Source organism: Pseudonocardia sp. ICBG1293, assembly GCF_020131355.1.
GTDB lineage: Bacteria > Actinomycetota > Actinomycetes > Mycobacteriales > Pseudonocardiaceae > Pseudonocardia.
Genome location: NZ_JAHLEL010000064.1, coordinates 15,649 through 32,139, shown reverse-complemented (window position 1 = coordinate 32,139; position 16,491 = coordinate 15,649). Strand labels below are relative to the sequence as shown.

Genomic DNA, 16,491 nt, shown 5'->3' with positions numbered 1-16,491 from the left:
CGGGACCGAGGACGTCCCCGACATCAGGACAGGGACGCCGCGAGCGCGGCGATGAAGGTGTCCGCCGCGCTGTAGAGCCGCGGGACACCGGCCAGGACGGTGCCGACCAGGGCGAGGGCGGCGACGACCAGCAGCGACTTCGTTCGCGTCGCCGCCGTAATACCCGACCCGCGCAGCCGCGAATACGCCCACAGACCCGACCCAGCAGCGACCGCACCGACCGCGGACACACCGACGAGTTGGGCGGTGGCCTGTCCGGCCCCGGTCAGCGCGCCACCCGACAACGCGGTGAACAGGCCGCCGAACCAGCCGGCCGAGGCGCCGCCGACGCCGAACCCGCCGACAACGGCGAGGACGGCGGCGACTTTCTCCCAGTCCACGCCCTTGCCCGGAACATCCAGATAGACCAGGACGATCGCCAGGATCAGCGCCAGGGCGCCGAGTGCGGACATCGACGACGGAATGAACATCGACCACGACATGACGAATCGCCTCCTTCTAGATGGCGAGGGCGAGTAGGACGATCACCACGACGGTGATCGCGAAGCCGGATGGCTTGTCTCGGATGACGTTCGCCAGCCAGTCCAGCGGGAAGACGACCGTCAGGGCGGCCAGGGTCAGTGCCGCGTGCACCGCACGGACCAGCGGATTCGACGCCGTGGTCCAGTCACCGGTGCGGGAATACGCCCAGGTCTGGGCGTAGGACGGCGGTTGCTCGTTCCAGCGTGGGCGGGCTTCCACCACATCGCGGACCGCCTCGATGAGGCGCTGATCCCACGGAACCAGGGGCGTCACGGGCCGCTCGCCCGGGGCCGCGCCCTGCTCCGCGCCGCTATCAGCCGGCGCAGCGGTCGTCTCGACGATGTAGAGCCCCGGCCGGGCAGCGCCCTCCTGCTCCTGCTGGTCAGATACGGGCTGCGGCACGACGCCCACCTCCCTTCTGCGTCTGACGGTGACGGCACCGGCCGCAGGTCCGCGGCGGCACGCTGCCGTCCCGTGGAATCTCGATCGACCTGCGACACACCACACACCGCGCACGCACCTGCATCACCGCGCACCGCCCGTGTCGATCACGGCGGCCGGGCGCTGCTCGCGCCGGGCCTGGCTCCGGGCGGCTTGATGTTCCTTCGCTCGGACCGCCTTCCGTGCTGCAGCTTCCTGGACGGCGTGCAGCTCGACGAACAGGTCCGCGAGATCGTCGGCGATGCGCTCCAGGCGCCGCTCGACCTCCGGGGGCAGCGTCGTGCGGATGCTGGTCATCGCCGGGATCGCCGCACGGACAGCGGTGAGCGCCGCCGACGCGCGGTCACCGGGGGTCCGGGCCCGCCCGTAAGCGGTCGCGAAGATGCGGCGCTGCGCCGTGATCCGCCGCAAAGCCGCGTGGGCGCTGCGCGCCTTCACCCCCTCACCCGCAGACGACTCCGTCTCGATCCCGATACTCATGCTGCGACCACCGGACGGACAGGCTCGGACGCCGGACCCTCGACCGCATGGCGGTGCGCCATGCGCTGCTCACGCGTCGTACCGCCCCATATGCCGTACTGGCCCGTCGCTGTTGCCCACGCCCGGCACGCGACACGCACCGGGCAACCAGTACACACCACCCGGGCCTGCAACACACCCAGCTCACTGACCGGGAAGAACACCTCGGTATCGACACCGCGACAGTGCCGCCCAGGATGGGATGACAGCTCGGGCGGGACCGAGATTACAGGTCCCGAATCATCGTCAAAGACAGGTATACGCTCGACCATGTGGGTCTCCTCCTCGATGCAGGTGGTGACTCGCAGGGCCTCGACGGGGGCGCAACCCGTCGAGGCCCGACCATTTGGGATCTTGACTGCCGCATCACTCGAGTGCATAGAAGCGACATGCATCCGAGCATGGCGCAGTGGTCGCCAGTCGTCAAGAGGTCTCCCAGGCAGGTCGCGCCGACCGACTCAAGCAGCCCTTCAGTGCAAGCCTCAGAGGAACGCAAGCCAAGCCAGAGCCCGAAGTCACGGAGGCAAGGGCATGATCGACGACCGAGCCGACGCCCAACGCCATCTAGGCGAAGAACTTCGAATCCAGCGACACGCAGCTGGACTGACCGGCCACGCCCTCGCCGCACTGATTGGTCTCGATCAATCGCGGATTAGCAGAATCGAATCAGGACGTCTGAGAATATCTGATCCCGAGCTGCAGAGATGGCTCAAAGAAACATCAACCCCGCCAGGAGTGGCTGCGAAAATAGCAGGCATTTCCCGACGAGCGCATAATTCGCCCGTATTATGGAGGAACATTCCTATTAGCGGCTGGAATGTCCAGCCAAGAGATATTGCCGCGCTAGAAAGCGCCGCCGCGCGAGTTTGCGTGTGGCAGGCCTCAGGAATCCCTGATATTCTCCAGACCGGCACCTACATGCACTGGCTCGCCTCGACGTCGGGGGTTAAGCAGCGCGTAGCGGCAGCCATTCTCGCGAAGATAGCTCGTCAAAGAATTCTGTACGATGCTCCCGGGCACCTCGACGTGGTCATCTCCGAGGAAGCCCTGATATTCTGCGGCGAAAATAGAGAGATTATAGTTGACCAGCTGTATTGGATCGCCTCTCTGGCGCGTCGCAGAAAATTCAACCTAGGCATCCTGCCTGTAGATTCTGAGCCACCCCTCGATCGCAGTTCAAGTTTCACGATTTATATGTCCCCCCACGAGAGTGTCGACGATTTAGTCGCTCAACTTTCTAATGATGGAATAATTACCCCTGAAGCTAGATCAGAGGACGTGCAGCGCTACATCGATCAGTTCCACACCTACCGGCGACACAGCTGGCGTGGGGACCAGGCGATCGAGTTCGTCGAGGGTCTCGCTCGGGAAATGAGCAGCGACAAGCCCAGCAGCATCGACGACACCAGGGAGTGGTGACGGTGCGTGATTGTCCAGTTGTCCAGCTGGACAACGGAGCGGGCGTGCTAGCGTGCGCCCTATGCGCGTGCGTGCACGCGCGCGCATAGGGCGCCGAAGTCCAGCTACTTGTCCAGTCTTTGTCCAGTGGTTTGTCTACCTACTGGACAAGCACAGAGCGTGACGCAGGTGAGCACGGAGCCCGCCAGGGGCGGCTCTTCCCGGTCGATCACTGATGGGGCGCTGCTCAGCCCGTACGCACCCCCTCGGCGCACCCCCTCGGCGCACCCCCTCGGCGCACCCCCTCGGCGCACCCCCTCGGCGCACCCCCTCGGCGCACCCCCTCGGCGCACCCCCTCGGCGCACCCCCTCGGCGCACCCCCTCGGCGCACCCCCTCGGCGCACCCCCTCGGCGCACCCCCTCGGCGCACCCCCTCGGCGCACCCCCTCGGCGCACCCCCTCGGCGCACCCCCTCGGCGCACCCCCTCGGCGCACCCCCTCGGCGCACCCCCTCGGCGCACCCCCTCGGCGCACCCCCTCGGCGCACCCCCTCGGCGCACCCCCTCGGCGCACCCCCTCGGCGCACCCCCTCGGCGCACCCCCTCGGCGCACCCCCTCGGCGCACCCCCTCGGCGCACCCCCTCGGCGCACCCCCTCGGCGCACCCCCTCGGCGCACCCCCTCGGCGCACCCCCTCGGCGCACCCCCTCGGCGCACCCCCTCGGCGCACCCCCTCGGCGCACCCCCTCGGCGCACCCCCTCGGCGCACCCCCTCGGCGCACCCCCTCGGCGCACCCCCTCGGCGCACCCCCTCGGCGCACCCCCTCGGCGCACCCCCTCGGCGCACCCCCTCGGCGCACCCCCTCGGCGCACCCCCTCGGCGGGAAGGCTGGCGGTGGGCCGGTTCTACTCAGGATGTCGCGGGCTCGGGCTGTGCTTGTCCTCTGCGGTTCTCGATGGCGGGGGGCGGGTTTTTCTCTCTCGTGGGCTCCGCGAATTCGTGGTGTCCTGGGTCGTGTAATGTCGCGTGTGCCACTACACATGCGGCAGGGGAGAGGACCCGGTCATGACCGTCCACGAACTCAGGCCCACCCGCGACAACGCCACGGGCGGCGCGGACTCTGCCGGTGATGTGGCCCCGACGGAGTCCCCGGCGGCCTCAGAGGAAATCTCATCGCCGTCTGTGCGTGATTCGCAGACGTTGTGGGCGTCGGTGTGGCCGCGTGTGCTCGCGGTTCTCGTGGTCGTCTCTGTCGGTCTTCCCGCAGCAGTAGCGTCGTATTGGCATTTGCAGGAGGTCGTGGCGCGGTTCAATCCGGGGTCGGCGTTGGCGTACTGGCTGCCGCTGTCAGTGGACGGACTCCTCGCCGCAGCATTGGTGGTGGTGTGGTCGCGGCGGACCCGGGGTGAGCGTGTCGGGTTCGGCCCGTGGGCAGCATTCTCCTTCGGCATGATTGTCACGTTGCTGGCGAACGCCGCCTCCGTGGTCCCGGAAAGTGAATGGTCGCGCACCGGATCACTTTTGGCGGCGGTGGCGGCGTGGATGGTGGCGTTGTTCCCGCCGGTTGCGTTCGCAATCAGTCTGGAATTGATCGCGATCGTGCTGCGACCCACCCGAGCCGCGGCTCGCGCGGGGGCCCGGACCGGCGTCGTCGACCGGACGGGCTGGACGGCTCCGAGTACCCACACCAGCCCACCGGCGGCTCCCGCCGCGGCCACGGCCCAGGCGACCCCGTGTACTGACGAATCCCGCTCCTCGACGCTCCAGACTCAGCCGGTGCAGGCGGTGCGAGCGGCAGACGAACCCGCCGGCCAGGGCGACGACGACAAGGACGACACAGCGCCGCTGCCCGTGGTGACACCGCACCCGGCGCGGCGAGGCGGCACCACCAAGATCGACACCACGGCCGAGGGCGTCGATCAGGTAGCCGGCGCTGTCCTCGAGCTTGAGCCGGGAGCGACGAAGCAGGCTAAGGCCGAAGCACTGTTCGTGGCCGCCTGGACCCGCGGGGAGGACCCGTCGTTGTCGGAGGTCGATCGGCTGATCGGCGGGAACCGGACCGCGGCCAAGGCCAAGCGCAGCCTGCGTGATCGCGGTCTTCTACCTCCGACCGAGGATCTCCTGCCCGCACAGCGGGTCGACGCAGGCCCGGCGAGTACCCGTCTCGCTCCTGCCTGACCCGACCACACCGCCCCGGGCACAGACAAGGCGCAGGCGCGGCGCCGGGGGCGGGGGAGCCGGACCGTGGCCTGCGACCGGTGATGATCACCAGCGATACCGGGAACAGCGATACTGGGAACCATGACTGGTAGGGGTGCGGGACTCAGCCGCGGTGGACGAGTTCCTCTGGCCGCAGTCGCGGTGCTGCTGGTCCTGGCCGGTTGCGGGCCGTCCAGGACCGACGATGGGGCGGTGACCGAAGTGGTGTTTCCTCCGGCTGCTGCGCGGGAGGCGTTCGATCCGCCCGCTGATTTCGGGCCGCGGACAGGTGAGATGGGTCGCGGCACTGGTGACATCCCGATCGTCGAGGTCCTCGACGGCGTGCACGGGTGGTTGCTCGGGGCGAAAGGCCTGGTCCGGGTCGATCTCACGACCGGCGAGGTACACGAAGGTCTGTTCCCCGACCACGCTCCGTCCCCGGAGGTCGATCTCGACCGGGTCAACACCGGCTTCAGCACCGCAGATCCGACCGGCCCTCCGGTCGTCGCCGACACTCCGGTCGGGCGGCTGGCGCTGGCCGCGTTCCCGATCAAGATCCCCGACCGGGGCACGAGCCCCGGTGGCATCGGAGTCGAGCTCGTCGCCGCGGACTCCTCGACCGGGCAGAAGACACAGAGCACGCTGATCCCGCTGCCTGGAAGCCAGGCGCCCGGTGCCTGGCCGCGGTTCGAGTACGTCGGCGTGATCGGCGTCCATGGGGCGACTGCGGTCGTCACCGCCCATACCAGCGAGTACGCGTTCACCGCCGCGGTCGACCTTGCCTCCCGCCGGGTCCTCTGGACCGCGCCGGACCGGGCCGGCCAGATGATCGTCGGCGACACCGTGATCGTCGCCGCCTCCGACCGGAGTGCCGGCAGGTGGGACACACGTGGGTTGTCGATTGCCGACGGTCGTCAACGCTGGGTCAGCACCTCGACCGGGACCGCGCACCGCGTCGGGCGAGACATGCTCCTGCTCGACGGCTCCAGCACTTCGGTGGTCCTCAACGCCACGACCGGGCAACCGGCGCCGGCGGTCCCGTTGCACGGAGCCCGGCGCGGGTGGAGCTGCTTCCACGACCAGCGCACGGTCACCGTCTGCCAGCGTGGTGGTGGACGGTCGGTCGAGATCCTGCTCGGCCTCGATGATTCCGGCACCGAGCTGTGGCGCATCGTCAACCAAACCGGTGGGCGCCGGGTTCCACCGGCGGTTTCCGCGGTCTGGCACGGGGCGATCTACGGCTACACCCGGGACGGTGTCCCGGTCGTCCTCGACGCCCGAACCGGCGCTGACCGCACGCCGGCTGCTTCTATCGCACCGTTTCTGGTCAACGAGTACTTCGGGATCGCCGCTGTCGGCTCACCGATGGAGCGCATGAGCGGCGCGTCTGGTCAGGCGGTCGCTGCCCCCGCAACCTCCTGACCAGCGCTGTTCCCTGACCGCGCTCAGGCCGTGCTTGCTGAGGAGCGTCAGGTCCAGGTCGTAGTGAGGATGAGCATCGCTGCGACGATGCCCAGTCCGAGGATGACCAGCGCGAGCCACGGGCCGGTATCGGCTCGTGACACCGCTACCGCGGCGGGCGTGGTGACGGTGTTCGTGTCTGGTCGGGTCGCGGCGCGGCGCCGCCCCCCTTCGGGGCGGGCGAGGACCGGAAGCGGCGCGGCAGCACCGCCTTCCACCACCGCCTCCGCCTGGTTCATCTGGATATATCCGGTTTGATCGGTTATGTCGGGTTATTTCCAGACTTTCGGGTTGATGCGGCGGCGCCGGTTCGGTGCCGGGTTGCTGGTGCGGGACAGCAGGTGGACGCGGGCGGACTCGATCAGGTCGCGGGTGGCGGGCGAGATCGGGGCGGGTCGCGCGGCGGCGGCCTGGGCGGCCTGGCGCTGTTCGTCTTCGGTGATGCGGTCGATGGCTGGGCGGTCGTGGGTGCAGCGCAACGGTGGGTCGTAGGAGCCGCCGGCGGGGTCGGTCGGGTCGAGGACGTAGCCGTACTCGTCGCACTCGGTGCAGCCGTCCCGCGCTGCGCGGGCCTGTTGCGCGGCCTCAGAGCGTTTCTGAGCGGCTTGCGCGGCCTGGTGGTCTTCCTGTGCCTGCATCCGCTTGCGGGCTGCTCCGCAGCCGCCACAGGGCAGATCGTAGGGGTCGGGGGTGGCGAGGTGGCGTGGGCAGCGCCAGGTCTCGCGCCGGGCCGGGTCCGGCACCAGCGCCGGTGCCGCGGGCGGTGGGGGCGTCTGTGCTTGCGCGGCGGCTGCGGTGACCAGGTCAGACACGACCGGAGCAGCAACGCCCGGCGCGACAACGGCTGCCGCGGCCGGGGCGTCCGTCGCCGGCGCGGCGGCTTCTGCTGGTGTCGGCTCGGGGCGCGGGGTGTCGTCCGGGGGCTCTTGGCGGGGGGCGTCGGGCGGGGTGACCGGGTCGGGGTCCGGACGAGCGGTGCCCGACGGGTCCGGGCCGGGGGTGGTCGCGGGCGCGCTCACGCGCGTGGCTTCCCCCGTGACGGTTCTTTTCCGATTCGGGCCCACCGGGGCTGACACCCCCGTGGGATGTCTGTGTGACACCCCCCCCGTGTCAGGCTGACACCCCCCCTAACCTGCAGATCTTCACCTATCAGGCCCTCAGCCTGGAGCGTTCCCGAGCCCACTGCGGCCACCGCCGAGACCTCCGCTGCGGCCGCTGCCTCCAGCGCCGGATCGGCGCCGGAGCAGGACGGGTACTCGCGCTCGAACAGCGCTTCGAGCTCCTCGGCCTCGGTTTGAGCCTTCGCCTGCGCTGCGGCCAGCTCGCGACGCTGAAGCTCCGAGAGCATCACCCGGTAGCCGTTCGAGCGCTGCGACCGGTTCGGCCGGAACCGACGCACCACCTGCAGCAGCTCCAGCTCCCGCAACTCCCGGATCGCCCGCTGCACCGTCGACCGCGACGACCCCGTCTTCCGCGCCAGCAGCCGAACACTCGGCCAACACACGTTCCTGCCGTCATCGGCGTTCACATGATCGGCGAGCGCGAGCAACACCATCCGCTCCCGCGACCCCAGATCAGACCGGAACACCGCCTCCACCGCCTTCACACTCATCGCGCACCCCCGGCCAGGACAAGAGCGGCCAGGTCAACAGCAACAAACGAGGCAACCACCGACCCCGGCGAGTACAGCCGGTCGAAGTCGAAGTCGAAGTCGAAGTCGAACGGTCGACGGGTCACGGGTAAGGTGCGGTTTTGCAAGGTGCCTCCTTGTGCAGTCACCGCTCGCGCGGCGCCTGCTTTCAGAGCAACCAGCCCGGCTGCTCGGTGGGTGGCTGCGGCGCCTTTTCCTCTTTGGCAGAAAGTAGGGGCGCCGCAGTCATTACTTTGGACGCAGACAGTAGCGGGCGAAGATCCCCTCGGAACCGGCCGCACCGTCTGCACCGGGATCGTGCTGGTCCACCGGCGTTACGCTGCCCACACTGGCGCCGATACCGCACCGTCAGCGGCATCATCGCGGGCAGAGCCGACCAGGTTGCTGTCCAGGCATCCCGCCGCGCGGTAGCTGTCTTCGATGACCTCCAGGTCCCGGCGGCCGGTGGTAGGTGTGAGCCAGTAGCTGGCGCAGGCCCCGCAGACGAACGCCTCGACCGGACCGAACATCAACGTGCGTGGCTCGTTCGTGCAGGTCGGGCACCGGTAGCTGCTGCTGGCGGTATCCCATCGCAGGCCGTTCACGGGATGTTCGGTGGTAGGGAAGCTCAGATAGTTGATCATGCTGCTGTGTCTCCGTCCTGCTCGATGTGGTGCTCGTGGCGCGGGACCCGGAAGCCGTGTTCGCCCAGGCACCAGGTCAGCTGCCCGGTCGTGTACTCGTCCCGGTCCTCGGCGTCGGCGGCCACTTCGGTGGCCGGTGTGTCAGGGCGCGGGCGCGGCTTCCATCGCCACGTGCCGCGCCGCTGCGTTCGTCGTCGTGTCCTCACCGGTATCTCCTTCACAGATCAGCTGGTCAGTGGCTCGGAGCCGTGGGTTGTGGGTGGTCTCGTGCGCGGTGTCGGAGCTGCGCGCGGAACGCGGTGGTGTCGACCAGCTGCGCCGTGACGTGGCCGTCGGCGACCAGGACCCCGCGCTGATCCCGGGCAGCCACGATGAAGCGACATCGGTTACCGGTGGTGCTGGTGCGCCGGGCGATGACGTGGAGGCGGTCCCCGGGGATGGACGGCGCCCGATGCGTGACTTCCACGCGGGTGCCGACCGGTGTTTGCCCGGCCCGAGCCCGACGGCGGAGGTAGGTCAGACACGGTGCTTCCAGAAGGCCGACGAGGTATCCGGTGGCGAACACGTGCTCGCCCGCCCGGAACGCCCCCAGGTGCGGGTGCAGGTCGGGGACGAGCTGGTCGGGCGGGACGACGTAGAACAGCGACACGTCGTCGCTGGAGTCGTCGGTGTTGCTCGGCCGCGTACAGGTGGTGGTCACCATGTGAAGAGGTCTCCGCGCAGGTAGAAGGTCCAGTCGTCGGCGGTGAGGCCGTGGGCGCCGGCGCGGAGGTGGTGGTCGTGGGTCATGGCGCTGCTCGCACTTCCGGCGTCGCCGGAGCAGGAGCGCCCGCGGGTGTGTGGACGCGGCGGATGTGGGTGACCTCGCCCGCCCACTCGGTGAGCGGCTGCAGCACCACGCCCCTGGAAGAGTCGTAGGCGTTGACGATCAGGCCGTGGCCGACATACATGCCGTTGTGCCGCGGGTTGCCTCTGCTGCCGAGGGAGCCGGGGATGAACACGATGTCGCCGGGCTCGATGTCGGCGATCTGGACCGGTGTCCCGGCGTGTTTCTGACTGACCGTGCCGGCAGGGAGGGCGACACCCGCTGAGGCCCAGGAGGCGAGTACGAGTCCGGAACAGTCGAAGCCGTGCGAGCCTTTCCCGCCCCACACGTAGGGTTTGCCGAGCTGGGATAGGGCGTAGCCGACCGCGGCCCGCGCCACCGGATCGGCAGGGGCGGTGAACCCGGCCGGAAGCTTCGTCGGGTCGATGTTCCCGGGTGGCAACGGTATTCCGGCGCCGCCGGTGTCCGGGCAGGCGTAGACGCTTGCTGCGAGCTGGATGTTCTCGGCGTGGGAACTGTTGGTGCCCGGTGGTAGCGGTACGGGATTGTCCTCGCCGACCCAGAGCTGCTCGACCAGCTCGGCGGCCGGTGCTTCTTGGGGTGCGTAGCGGTCGGGGAACGCCGAGCGCTGTACCGCCTGGGCTGCGGTGCCGGGCGGCATGGTCGACCAGCCGGGCAGGTTCAGGAGGCGGTCGAGGAAGCTGTCGGTGGCCGCGACCGGGTTCAGGACCTGGGCGGGTGGGCCCCACCCTTGTGACGGGCGTTGTTGATACAAACCGAGGGAGTCGCGGTCGCCGTGGGTGACGTTGACCAGTCGGGATTCGACGATCGCGGTCGAGATCGCGATCACCGCCGCTCTCCTGGGGAGGCCGCGTTCGACGGTGCGGGCGACGATGGTGGCGGCGTTCTCGGTCTGCTCGGCGCTCCAGTCGACCCCGTCCACGGCCTGCGCCCCGCCGCCGAGCCCACCGTCGGGTCCGCATCCGAAGCGGCCCCCGGTGATTCCGAGCGCGGCGACCACGGCCAGGGCGCCGATCGCGGCGGTCACCAGAAGGACTACCGACAGCCCGAGTCCGCCGGCGATCAGCACCGGGCGGCTCACGGCCTCTCCTCTGTCAATGTTCCATTGACGCCAGCGGGTCGGGGATCGATGCCGCCGGAGCTGCTGTGTGTGGCCTCGCCGCCCGGACTGTCGGTGGTGTTGTTACTGGTCAGGGTCTCTACGCTGGCTGGGCTGCTGGGCGTGGGCCGCCGGTTCGGGCGCAATCCCGAGTTGGTGTCGAAGATCGTTTTCTCGGTCGCGGACAGCACCGTCTGAATTTTCATGCCGGGCCGGTTCTCCAGCTTCCACAGCGCCCGGCCGGGGCTTTCCATCGCCCAGCCGGTGATCACGGCCTGCTCGCGTTCGGTCAGGCCGAGGTCCTCGGCGAGTTCGTCGCCGACCCTCGTGGACTGGCCGAGCAGGATCCTCGTGGAGCACAGGGCGAGGAGGTCTTTGGCGATGGAGACCTCCTGGGATCCGGCGGCGCCGACGGAGAGCAGGTCGGAGGGCTTGTGCATGACCAGGAGCTGGATTTTGCGTTCGGCCCGGGACAGCCGGAGGTCGGAGTCGACGGCCTGAACCGCGCGTAGCCCGAGGCGCATCTGGCGCCAGACCTCGTCGCGGACGACGATGCGGATGTCGCCGTCGTCTTGGAGGTCGGTGATCATCGCCGACCAGGACCCGAGGCAGGTCAGGGCGACCGCGATCGCCTGGTCGCCCCGGCTGCGCAGCAGCGACAGGTCCATCGACTGAACCGGGGCGTCCCAGTCGAGGTCGAAGTTGGTGGGTTCGTCGAACAGCCCGGACAGGGGGCCGACGACGAGGTTGGAGAGGGCGTCGGTGATCGGCCGGGTGTGGTCGACGAACTGGCGGTGCGAGGCGAAGCGGGTGGCCTGCCACAGGTCGTCGTCGGGGTCGGCGAGCTGGGCCACGACCTGCGGGATCGTGATCGGACGCAGCTCGGAATAGCCGTCCGCGGCACCGACGAGGCGGCGCAGGACGGTGGAGATGACCAGCTCGTCAGTCACCGTGGGCAAGTAGCCCTGAGCCTCGGCCAGCGCGGTGAGCAGCCGGGTCCAGCGGGCCAGGATCCCGATGAGCTCCTCGTTCTGGCGCTCGGCACCCCAGGTGTTCCAGCGGACCCGTAGCGGGCCGAGGTCGAGGGCGTTGAGGCGGTGCGGGCTACCGCGCCCGAGCGCGATCGGGGTGATCCCGAGCGAGCGCAGCAGCGGGGTGTACTCGCCCTTCACATCGCCGGAGATCAGGGAGCGGACCCCGAAGAGCATCATCCGCAGCATCAGCGCCACGACCGTCGAGGACTTTCCGCGGCCGGGTTCGCCGAACACCACCAGGTTCGGGTTGGTGACCATGCCGCGCAGCACCCATTCGGTGGGGTGGACGTAGAACGCGCCCCCGGACTGGGTGTCGTAACCCAGCCGCGCCCCGATGGCCGGGACGCCGTTGGAAGCCAGCAGCGGGAACAGCCCACCCACCTCGGCGGTGGTGGCCTTATAGACCGGAGCCCGCCGGGCGGCATCGACCGCGGACCAGCCGCGGCCGTGCTCGCGCGGGCCCTGGCGCGGGGCGGTGGCCTGGTTGACCCGCTGGCCGCGTGCGGCGCGGCCGGTGGGTTCGTCGGCCGGGTCCTGGTCCGGTGTGGGGAGGCTGGTGGGGATGCCGTCGAGGTCGGTGAATTGGCTGAGCAGCTCGCCGGTGCTGCGTGGCTCGATCCGGCGGCGGCGCTTACCGAAGATGTTCATGCGTCGAAGGCCCTCTTCTGTCGGGGCAGCCCGATCCCGACCGGGAGGGCGGCGGCGACGAAGGCGGAGTCTTGGGCGAGTTCCAGGCGAAGCAGGTGAAACCGGCCGGAGGCGTCGTTTTCCAGGCGGGCGGCGTGGTCTTCGACGTTCCAGCCGACGGGGACGGTGATGGCGGAGGCGACGGTGAAGCGGACGACGGCGTGTCCGGCAGCGACGGCGGCTTCCTGATCGCGGGCGCCGCGCTGGCGCCGGGAGTCGACCGCGGTGGTGGTGAACCCGCGCTGGGCCTTGGCGTCGACGAGCACGTTGTTGCGGAACCGATCCGACTTGACCACCCGGGCGCCGGCGGCGGCGGAGAGGATCTCGTAGTGGATCTGCAGCGTGCGCCGCTCCCCAGCAGTCCGGACCGCCAGCAGCGGGCCGAGGGAGCCGAAGATCGTCCCGGACTCGGGTGGCTGCACGGCGTAGGCGACCGAGGAGTAGCCGTCGTGGTGATACGCCCGCGGGGTCGGGGTCGGGGCGTGGGCGGGGCCGGCCTGGGAGATCGGGAGTCCGACGGTGCCGTCGGGGTCGGGGCTGGTCAGATGCCGGAACGACAGGCTCGCGGCGGCGGCGGGGTTGAACCCGGTCTTGATCGCCTCCGCCACGCCGGTGGAGGACAGCCACGTCACCGAGGTGACACCGAGACCGCGTAGCCCGTCGGCGACACCCTCCAGAACGCGGTACAGGGCATACGCGCGTCCGGCGATGCCGCCGCCGGCGGCCTTCGCTGGGCGGCGTAGTGCCTCTTCGGTGCCGGAGACGGTCACGAACAGCTCGGTCCGCACCGACACCGAGGCGACGTCGCGGTCGATCTCCGCGGTCACCTGCCGGGCGAGGGCGGGGGCGTCGGGGTGTTGGTGGCGTTCGCGCCACACGGTGTATTCGGTGCCGTCGTCGGGGACGGTGCGCACCAGCAGGGAGACCCGGTCGACGATCTCGCGGTGACCGAGCCCGACCAGTAGCGACCCGAGGCGGGCGGCGAGGCGTTCGCACTCGTCGTCGGACAGCATCCCGACCCCGGAGTGGGTCAGCCGCGCGGTGGCGCCCCACCGTCCTTCGGTGGTGTCGTGGATCAGGCAGATCCGCGTCCCGTGGAGCTCCGGGCCGTCGGGGAACTCCAGGCGGGCCAACACGCCCGGGAGGTCGGGTTCGCCTGGGTCGCCGGTGAGGCCGGCGGCGGCGCGGGATTGCCAGGGTGACCAGCGCATGAGGACTCCTGTCTGGAACATGACCAGGTCAGCGCACCAGCGGAAGGCGGGGCGGCCGTGGACGGGGACGACGATCAGCACGACCGTGATGGCGGCGAACACCCCCCAGCTCAGGGCGGTCGACCACTGGTTGCGTGACATCGCGATCAACGCCGGGGCACACACGCCGATCAGCAGAAAGGCTTGGACCGGGGTCATCCCGGCGATCCAGCCGATGCCTTCGGCGTGGTTGAGACCCCGATACACCCGCGGGCCGGGCGCGGAGTTGGTGGACATCAGCGGCCGTCCTCTCGATCGGCGCCAGCCTGGGCCGGCTCCTCGGATCCGGGGGCCGGGTCGGGTGCCGGCCTACCGGTATCGGTGGTGGGGCCGGCGCCGTCGGGTGGTGTGGGCTCGGTCGGGCCCGGGTCTACCGGCGGCGGCTCCGGGCCACCGCCGCCGTCACCATCGCTGGAGTCGCCGGGTGCGTCTGGGTCGCTGCTGCTGTTCGAGGTCTGGGCGATCCGGTTCGACGTCGCGTTGTAGGCGCCGCCCGCGGCGGAGCGGATCTGCCCGCCGCTGGCCCCGGCGGCGGGGGCGGGTCCGGGGTGACCGATGCCGGTCTGGGCCATCTGCGATGACCCGTAGGCCCCCGCAGCACCCGCGGCGGCCTTGGTGGCCAGGTAGCCGCCGACGACGGCTGCCGCCGCCGCACCGCCCACCGCGCCCGCCCCGGCCGCAACGCCGCCACCTGCGGCAGCGCCGCCCCCGCCGGTCGCGGCGGTGCCGGTTCCTGCGCTGCCGGAGGCTCCTCTGGTCGCGGCGGTGCTGCCGCCGAGCTCTCCGCCCGCGGCACCACCACCGGCGCCGCTGGTGCTGCCGATGTCGTAGGCCTTCTGGGTGGCCCGCGCGGTGTTGATCGCCTCGCTGGTGCCGTTGTCGGCGCCCGGCTCACCCGCCGCGCGGGAGCTGCCGGCGGAGCGCACGGCCATCCCGGCGCTGGTGCCGGGGTCGACGAAGGCCAGCAGCCGGTAGAGCACGAACGGGCTGAACAGGCTGATCAGCAGCACCGCGGTGCCGGCGAGTAGCCCGGCGACTCCGTGGGTGCGCGACATGATGGCAACGCCGATGACCACGACCAGAGCGAGGGCGGGTTTCATCAGGACCGCGGCGATCAGCCAGCGCACCGTGCGCCAGAACATTGACGCGGTGGAGTCGGAGATCAGGCAGGCTGCGGCGAGGGGGATGGTCGCGATCAGCACCATGATCGCTGCGGCGCGGAAGATCATCGCGAGGGCGAAGCCGATCGCGGCGGGGATGACCCCGAACACCGCGGCGATGCCCAGGATCATCGACTGGACCCCGTCCTCGACATCCGCGCCGAGGTCGGGGTTGTCGCCGAAGCGGTCGGCGACGGCGGGGTTGTCCAGGATCGCGGTGAAGCTGCCCTGCTCACCCAGGATCGACAGGAACAGGGTGGTGAGCCCGTCAGCGCCGGTCAACAGGGCCGCGACCGCGCCGGTGGTCACCGCCAGGGCGATCCCGAACTGTGCGGGGCCGGTGACCGCCCGGAACATGCCCCGCCCGCACCGCAGCGCGACCGAGGCGAGCTGGGAGAAGAACAGCCCGAGTGCGATCAACGCGGCCAGCCAGATCATGGTCGGCCACAACGAACCCAGCTCCACCGCACTCGCGGCACCGGCCGGTGGGGCAGCGGCCCCGGGGATGGGGTCGGGGTTGTCGGCGGGATTGCCGGTGATCGTGGCGGGGGAGACCTGTGAGACGGTGTCGGCGAGGTCGAAACCGCCTTTGAGCAGCCAGATCGCCGAGTCCCACACTGCCTGCATCGCGGAGCTGAATGCGTTCTGGGCGATGTTGCTCAGGGAGCCGCCGACCAGATCCGAGACCGGGTTCCAGCCGCCTCCACCGTCGCCGGCCGGGGGCTGCGTCGGATCTTGGGCCGGCCGGTGCAGGGTGGTCATCGGATGAGGTCCCGGTATCCGGCGGCGACGGCCTCGTCGCTGCCCGGCCAGGCTGCGGGGGCGTCGGCCGCGGCTGGGCCGGAGGCGATCCGCCATTGGTCGTCGACGCGGCGCATCGGTAGGCAGGTGCCCCATCCGGCGGTGACCACGCGGCCCTTGTTGTCGGCGACGAGCTCGCCGAGGACACACGCCACGGTGTAGGTGCCGTCGTCGGTGCTGCCCTTGACCATCGCGCTGGTCGGGGTCCAGGAGATCGTCATCCCGGGGCGCAGCGGCCCGGTCTCGCGCATGTTCGCCGCGCGGCGCAGGCCTACGAGGTTCCGCGCGGCGGGCGTCTGCTCCGCTACGGCGGCACCGGGCTCGGCCATCGAGTTGTAAGCCTGGGCCCAGACTTGCGGATCAGCGCCGGAGAGCCCCACCCGGGCCAGCTCGATCACCTGGGCGATCGCGCCTTCTTCGCTGTCGGGGAACCCGGTCGGGACGAGCACGCCTGACACCTGCTCCGGCTGGGGCAGCGAGATCGGAGGGCCCGCGGTGCGTGTCGAGAGGGTGTGCGGCATCGCGGCCTGGGCGGGGATGTCGAGCATCGGGCGCCGGGCCAGCGCCGCCTCAGCCGCCGGCCCGCTACCCACGCTCGCCCCGCCCGGTGCGGGCGCGGCCGACGAACCCGGACCGAAAGACACCGGGCTGTCCGGGCTGTCGCTGGTGAACATGCTGGTCACTGACACGGCCACGCCGACCAACAAGGCCAGCACCAGCAGTGCGGCGCCGCCGAGGATCAGCAGCGCGCGGCGCCGACTACCACTGCCGGGCGGCTGGTCGGTGTTCATCAGGCCG

At 70.4% G+C, this 16,491-nt stretch carries 19 protein-coding genes; 3 read left to right on the top strand and 16 right to left on the bottom strand.

Annotation, left to right across the window (positions count from 1 at the left end):
* Positions 1-23: 23 nt before the first annotated feature.
* The 4 genes from KPF47_RS35180 to KPF47_RS35165 all read right to left on the bottom strand — a co-directional run bounded on the left by KPF47_RS35180 (position 24) and on the right by KPF47_RS35165 (position 1,754).
* On the bottom strand, positions 24-482 hold the full coding sequence (locus KPF47_RS35180; RefSeq protein WP_224392875.1) for a hypothetical protein: 459 nt from the start codon (positions 480-482) through the stop codon (positions 24-26).
* A gap of 16 nt (positions 483-498) precedes the next feature.
* Positions 499-933: a hypothetical protein gene (locus tag KPF47_RS35175; protein WP_224392874.1), complete on the bottom strand. Its 435-nt coding sequence runs from the start codon at positions 931-933 to the stop codon at positions 499-501.
* 114 nt (positions 934-1,047) lie between these two features.
* Positions 1,048-1,443 (bottom strand): hypothetical protein, encoded by a 396-nt coding sequence (locus tag KPF47_RS35170; RefSeq protein ID WP_224392873.1) that lies wholly within the window; start codon positions 1,441-1,443, stop codon positions 1,048-1,050.
* On the bottom strand, positions 1,440-1,754 hold the full coding sequence (locus KPF47_RS35165) for a WhiB family transcriptional regulator (protein ID WP_224392872.1): 315 nt from the start codon (positions 1,752-1,754) through the stop codon (positions 1,440-1,442). The genes KPF47_RS35170 and KPF47_RS35165 overlap by 4 nt, the downstream gene beginning before the upstream one ends.
* A 259-nt stretch (positions 1,755-2,013) precedes the next feature.
* Between KPF47_RS35165 and KPF47_RS35160 the strand changes: the two genes are divergently transcribed.
* The 3 genes from KPF47_RS35160 (at position 2,014) to KPF47_RS35150 (ending at position 6,502) form a co-directional block, all read left to right on the top strand.
* Positions 2,014-2,901 carry a Scr1 family TA system antitoxin-like transcriptional regulator gene (locus KPF47_RS35160; RefSeq protein ID WP_178376954.1) on the top strand — a complete coding sequence of 296 codons (888 nt, stop codon included), beginning with the start codon at positions 2,014-2,016 and terminating at the stop codon, positions 2,899-2,901.
* 1,045 nt (positions 2,902-3,946) lie between these two features.
* Positions 3,947-5,059: a DUF2637 domain-containing protein gene (locus tag KPF47_RS35155; protein ID WP_178376953.1), complete on the top strand. Its 1,113-nt coding sequence runs from the start codon at positions 3,947-3,949 to the stop codon at positions 5,057-5,059.
* Positions 5,060-5,242: 183 nt separating this feature from the next.
* A complete protein-coding gene (locus tag KPF47_RS35150; RefSeq protein ID WP_224392871.1) occupies positions 5,243-6,502 on the top strand; it encodes a hypothetical protein in 1,260 nt (419 codons plus the stop codon).
* 47 nt (positions 6,503-6,549) lie between these two features.
* Here KPF47_RS35150 and KPF47_RS35145 read toward each other — a convergent pair whose 3' ends face one another.
* The 12 genes from KPF47_RS35145 to KPF47_RS35100 form a co-directional block, all read right to left on the bottom strand.
* Positions 6,550-6,780 carry a hypothetical protein gene (locus KPF47_RS35145; protein WP_224392870.1) on the bottom strand — a complete coding sequence of 77 codons (231 nt, stop codon included), beginning with the start codon at positions 6,778-6,780 and terminating at the stop codon, positions 6,550-6,552.
* A 33-nt stretch (positions 6,781-6,813) separates the two neighbouring features.
* Positions 6,814-7,560 carry a hypothetical protein gene (locus KPF47_RS35140; RefSeq protein WP_224392869.1) on the bottom strand — a complete coding sequence of 249 codons (747 nt, stop codon included), beginning with the start codon at positions 7,558-7,560 and terminating at the stop codon, positions 6,814-6,816.
* Positions 7,557-8,153 carry a helix-turn-helix domain-containing protein gene (locus tag KPF47_RS35135; RefSeq protein WP_224392868.1) on the bottom strand — a complete coding sequence of 199 codons (597 nt, stop codon included), beginning with the start codon at positions 8,151-8,153 and terminating at the stop codon, positions 7,557-7,559. Before KPF47_RS35135 ends, KPF47_RS35140 begins: the two co-directional genes overlap by 4 nt.
* Entirely contained in the window at positions 8,150-8,278 is a 129-nt protein-coding gene (locus KPF47_RS39430) for a hypothetical protein (protein ID WP_255661566.1), read from the bottom strand. The genes KPF47_RS35135 and KPF47_RS39430 overlap by 4 nt, the downstream gene beginning before the upstream one ends.
* A 228-nt stretch (positions 8,279-8,506) precedes the next feature.
* A complete protein-coding gene (locus tag KPF47_RS35130) occupies positions 8,507-8,815 on the bottom strand; it encodes a hypothetical protein (RefSeq protein WP_224392867.1) in 309 nt (102 codons plus the stop codon).
* Entirely contained in the window at positions 8,812-8,940 is a 129-nt protein-coding gene (locus KPF47_RS39425) for a hypothetical protein (RefSeq protein ID WP_255661564.1), read from the bottom strand. The genes KPF47_RS35130 and KPF47_RS39425 overlap by 4 nt, the downstream gene beginning before the upstream one ends.
* 107 nt (positions 8,941-9,047) lie before the next feature.
* Positions 9,048-9,518 (bottom strand): thioesterase family protein, encoded by a 471-nt coding sequence (locus KPF47_RS35125; protein ID WP_224392866.1) that lies wholly within the window; start codon positions 9,516-9,518, stop codon positions 9,048-9,050.
* An 82-nt stretch (positions 9,519-9,600) separates the two neighbouring features.
* Positions 9,601-10,743, bottom strand: coding sequence for a C40 family peptidase (locus tag KPF47_RS35120; RefSeq protein ID WP_224392865.1), 1,143 nt, complete (start codon positions 10,741-10,743; stop codon positions 9,601-9,603).
* Positions 10,740-12,443 carry an ATP-binding protein gene (locus KPF47_RS35115; protein WP_224392864.1) on the bottom strand — a complete coding sequence of 568 codons (1,704 nt, stop codon included), beginning with the start codon at positions 12,441-12,443 and terminating at the stop codon, positions 10,740-10,742. Before KPF47_RS35115 ends, KPF47_RS35120 begins: the two co-directional genes overlap by 4 nt.
* Positions 12,440-13,969, bottom strand: a complete 1,530-nt coding sequence (locus tag KPF47_RS35110) for an SCO6880 family protein (RefSeq protein WP_224392859.1) — start codon at positions 13,967-13,969, stop codon at positions 12,440-12,442. The genes KPF47_RS35115 and KPF47_RS35110 overlap by 4 nt, the downstream gene beginning before the upstream one ends.
* Positions 13,969-15,654 (bottom strand): type IV secretion system protein, encoded by a 1,686-nt coding sequence (locus KPF47_RS35105; RefSeq protein ID WP_224392858.1) that lies wholly within the window; start codon positions 15,652-15,654, stop codon positions 13,969-13,971. The genes KPF47_RS35110 and KPF47_RS35105 overlap by 1 nt, the downstream gene beginning before the upstream one ends.
* Positions 15,651-16,484 (bottom strand): hypothetical protein, encoded by an 834-nt coding sequence (locus KPF47_RS35100; RefSeq protein WP_224392857.1) that lies wholly within the window; start codon positions 16,482-16,484, stop codon positions 15,651-15,653. The genes KPF47_RS35105 and KPF47_RS35100 overlap by 4 nt, the downstream gene beginning before the upstream one ends.
* Between the last annotated feature and the right edge of the window lie 7 nt (positions 16,485-16,491).